Genomic DNA, 1,704 nt, shown 5'->3' on the forward strand with positions numbered 1-1,704 from the left:
AATTTGACACTATCAAATCTCCCTAAATAATTGCACTTTCACCATTATTTTTATATACTTAGGTAAAACCCAAGGAGGTAAAAAACATGAAATGGAAAATACTTGCTGACTCCGGATCATGCATCAGACATGAAGAAAAAATAACCGATGAGATTGGCTTTCAAGTGGTTCCCTTATTAATTAATATTGGTACCGAGTTATTTATTGACGACGATCTTAGTAAAGTTCCGGATTTAATGGACTCTATGGAACATAGCAAATTAGGTTCTTCAACCGCTTGTCCGTCACCTGATACTTACGCTTCAGCTTTTATGGATGCAGATAATATTATTTGTTTTACAATTTCGGGTGCTTTATCAGGAAGCTTTAATAGTGCTCAATTAGCCAAAAACCTTGTTTTAGAATCACACCCTGAAAAAAATATTCAAATTATTGATACTCTTTCTGCTGGGACTGAAATGGATATTTTAGTAGATAAGACGATTGAATTAATACAAGCAGGCAAATCATTCGATGAAGTCGTGACAGAAGTAGAAAATTATCATCAATCAACTGGTTTAGTCTTTATGCTAGAGTCAGTTGATAATCTAGTAAAAAATGGTCGCTTAAACCGTATAGTGGGTGGGATGATTGGTTTACTGAATATTCGCTTAATTGGTGTTCGTAGTGACGTTGGTCAAATTGAAGTCGTTCATAAATCAAAAGGGGAAAAACGTGCACACAATTCAATTGTTGACGTACTTACCGAAGCTAACTTTAATAATGGACGTATTGATATTTCACATTGCTTAAATGAATCTGGTGCCTTAAAACTAAGAGAGGTCATTTTAAAATCATTTCCACAGGCAACCATTAACATCCGTCCAACCAGTGGCTTATGTAGCTACTATGCGCAACGTGGTGGTCTAATGGTCGGTTATGAAACTGTATAGAAACTGTATAATAATAGCGTTTGAAGATGGACAATACTTGATAAATTCATTCAAGTGATTATTCGAAACTCATCAGCGCAATGGGTGATAGGCCTCACACTACGTCTTAAAGAAGTTAGGCATAAAGTTGATAAATTCAATCAAGTGATTGCTCGATAATTAAAAGCGTACGGGTTGAGTGACCCATACTGCGTCTTACAGACTTGTTTGAGGTCTACTCACCTGTGCGGGGGTAGGCCGACGAAGCGAAAATCGAATGATTTTCAACTTCTTGCCCACACCCTACCTACTTTTTGTTTGAAGCACAATTAAACGCTGACATAACAATCTCACACTTTGCTAGTACGTCTTTATCTGAAAAGCTGAACGCCTTGGTAATCAACTAAAAAATCGATAAAATAAAAATGGACAAGATCTAAAAGTTTTAACACTTTAAGCTCTTGTCCATTTATTTAATAACTAATCTATTGTCTATTTTTGTTGATAAAACTAAAGACAATAATTAAAATAACTGCTCCTAAAAATGAAGCAATAAAACCTGTATCATGGAATAAATACTCGCCAATAGCTGATCCTAATAAACCGGCGATAATGTTCCCAATAACACCACCAGGAATATCTTTACCTAAAAGTAAGCCAGCTAACCAGCCAATTATCCCACCAATAATTAAATTTACTATCATCGTAACCTCTCCTTAAATGAATGTAACACCATTATACCTTAGAACAGCACAATGAGCTAATAATGAACATAGTTAGATAGTGTCAAATT

2 protein-coding genes are annotated in these 1,704 nt (G+C 35.2%); one reads left to right on the forward strand and one right to left on the reverse strand.

Translation table 11 applies throughout. The features are described from left to right. Positions 1–86: 86 nt before the first annotated feature. Positions 87–932 carry a DegV family protein gene (locus tag GSA01S_RS10060; protein WP_066127226.1) on the forward strand — a complete coding sequence of 282 codons (846 nt, stop codon included), beginning with the start codon at positions 87–89 and terminating at the stop codon, positions 930–932. A gap of 464 nt (positions 933–1,396) precedes the next feature. Here the strand turns inward: GSA01S_RS10060 and GSA01S_RS10065 are convergent, their stop codons facing one another. Beyond that, positions 1,397–1,615: a GlsB/YeaQ/YmgE family stress response membrane protein gene (locus tag GSA01S_RS10065; RefSeq protein ID WP_174519415.1), complete on the reverse strand. Its 219-nt coding sequence runs from the start codon at positions 1,613–1,615 to the stop codon at positions 1,397–1,399. Positions 1,616–1,704 lie beyond the last annotated feature (89 nt).

The organism is Globicatella sanguinis NBRC 15551 (assembly GCF_001552295.1).
In the GTDB taxonomy this organism is placed as follows: domain Bacteria; phylum Bacillota; class Bacilli; order Lactobacillales; family Aerococcaceae; genus Globicatella; species Globicatella sanguinis.

Coding starts and splice junctions, on each gene's coding strand:
- GSA01S_RS10060 (WP_066127226.1), top strand. CDS start 87: ATGAAATGGAAAATACTTGCTGACTCCGGATCATGCATCAGACATGAA.
- GSA01S_RS10065 (WP_174519415.1), bottom strand. CDS start 1,615: ATGATAGTAAATTTAATTATTGGTGGGATAATTGGCTGGTTAGCTGGC.